The organism is Marinobacter sp. UBA2688 (assembly GCF_002352785.1).
GTDB classification, from domain to species: domain Bacteria; phylum Pseudomonadota; class Gammaproteobacteria; order Pseudomonadales; family Oleiphilaceae; genus Marinobacter; species Marinobacter salarius.
In genome coordinates this window covers 25,917-27,784 of the sequence record NZ_DELU01000016.1, presented here as the reverse complement: position 1 = coordinate 27,784, position 1,868 = coordinate 25,917, and the positions used below count along the sequence as shown (strand labels likewise).

2 protein-coding genes are annotated in these 1,868 nt (G+C 57.7%); one reads left to right on the top strand and one right to left on the bottom strand.

Going from position 1 to position 1,868, the window contains the following annotated elements:
• Positions 1–111: 111 nt before the first annotated feature.
• Positions 112–1,023: a LysR family transcriptional regulator gene (locus B3M52_RS08770; protein WP_036211452.1), complete on the bottom strand. Its 912-nt coding sequence runs from the start codon at positions 1,021–1,023 to the stop codon at positions 112–114.
• A gap of 139 nt (positions 1,024–1,162) precedes the next feature.
• On the opposite strand from B3M52_RS08770, the gene B3M52_RS08765 reads away from it, so the two are divergent.
• Entirely contained in the window at positions 1,163–1,834 is a 672-nt protein-coding gene (locus tag B3M52_RS08765; RefSeq protein WP_075194676.1) for a haloacid dehalogenase type II, read from the top strand.
• Positions 1,835–1,868: the final 34 nt, after the last annotated feature.

Below are 1,868 nucleotides of genomic sequence, written 5' to 3'. Positions count from 1 at the left end.
TCAGAAGGCCGGCTCTCACCCAGCGCTCAATCTGATATGGGGAGTCTACGCTCGTCCTGTCCTGGGATAACGGCCAGCTATTTCATACAATGTATGAACAAATCAGATGAATTAGGTATTGAGGCCATTGATGGTCGCTGCTACGCCGTTGACGTGGTTTCGAATCCAGCGGTGAGCGGGGTCGTTCTGGTTGCGTTTGTGCCACAGCATCAGCAATGTGAATGGCTTGTAGTCGAACGGTAGGGGCGTCCATGCAAACTGCTGCAGTAAGTCCTCACTCATGCGCTTGGGTGCTGTTGCGAGCATGTCAGTGCCTTGCAGGAAGGCTGGCAGGCCGGAAAAATTGGACACGGTTACGGCGGTTCTCCGGGTCAATCCCTGGGCGGCTAACGAACCTTCGAAAGCTGTTTTTTCACCCGTGCCAAACAGGATGGCGATGTGGTCCGCCTTCAGGTAATCCGCCAGGGACTCCGGGGCCTGGCGGATGGCGGGATCGTAGAAAACCACCATCTGATCCGCCATCAGGCCCCGCTGCATGATGTCGGTAGCTTCCGGTGCGTGAGGGGAAATAATCAAGTCACACAAGTCTTTACGCAACATGTCGGCGGTCGGAATGCCCGAGGGGACAACCTGCAAGCGGATGCCAGGCGCTTCTTGTCGGATCACGGACAACAGTCCGGGTAACAGCAGGTCGCGCTGATAGTCGTTGGCGGCGATGGTGAAGGTGAACTCGGCCGTGGCCGGGGCAAACGGCGGCCCGGAAGACAGGGAGTGCAGGTCGTCCAGTATCTGGCGAATGTGTGGGCCGGCCTGGAGAGCATACCGGGTGGGGACAATGCCTCGGCCGGATTTGACGAACAGAGCGTCGCCCAGGGCCTGGCGTAATCGGTCCAGGGTGTGGCTGACAGCCGATTGACTCACGCCCAGTCGCACAGCAGCTCGAGAAACGCTGCCCTCATCCAGCACTGCAATGAAGGTGCTGAGGGAGCGAATGTCGAGGTTAAATGTATCAACAGGGTTCATGAATAGCAGTGTACCCGAGGCGTGGGAGGTTGCCCATTCCGGAGTACTTTGTTGTTGGTGGTTTGAGTAAGCATTCAAAAAACGATGCGGACTGGTTTACGATGTCGTGACACTGGTTGAACAAATTTAGGAGCACCCGATGAAACCGATCCTGGCGTTCGATGTATACGGAACCCTGGTGGACCCTATGGGAATGGCAGACCTGTTGGCGCCGGACGCAGGCCAGGCGGCGGAGTCCGTGAGTGCCCAGTGGCGGGAAAAACAGTTGGAGTTTTCCTTTCGCAAGGGGCTGATGCGCATGTACGAGGATTTCGGGGCCTGCACGCGGCAGGCGCTAAGGTATGCGATGGCCAGCCATGGGTTGAGCTTAAGTGGAGAGCGGGAAGATGAGTTGATGGGGGCCTATCTGTCCCTGCCTGCGTTTGACGACTCGTTGCCGGCACTGGAATCCCTGCAGGGCGAGTATCGAATGTTTGCCTTTTCCAATGGCACCTATCCGGCGTTGGAGAAGGTGCTGGGGCATAACCATTTGTTGGATCAGTTTGAGGGGCTGGTGTCGGTGGATGACATCAAGAGCTTCAAGCCGGACCCGGCGGTGTATGCCTATGCACGACGGGCAACCGGGGCGATGGATAAGCCTCTGTGCCTGGTGTCCAGCAACGCGTGGGATGTGATTGGTGCCCGGGCGGCGGGGTTGACGGCCATCTGGGTGCAGAGGGATGCCGGGAAGGTGTTTGAAGATTGGGGGGTTGAGCCTAATGCGGTGGTTCGGAGTCTTTCTGAGCTACCTGCTACATTGGATAACCTTTAACTTCCGGGGTGGCGCGTCTCGTAGCGTCCCTTCC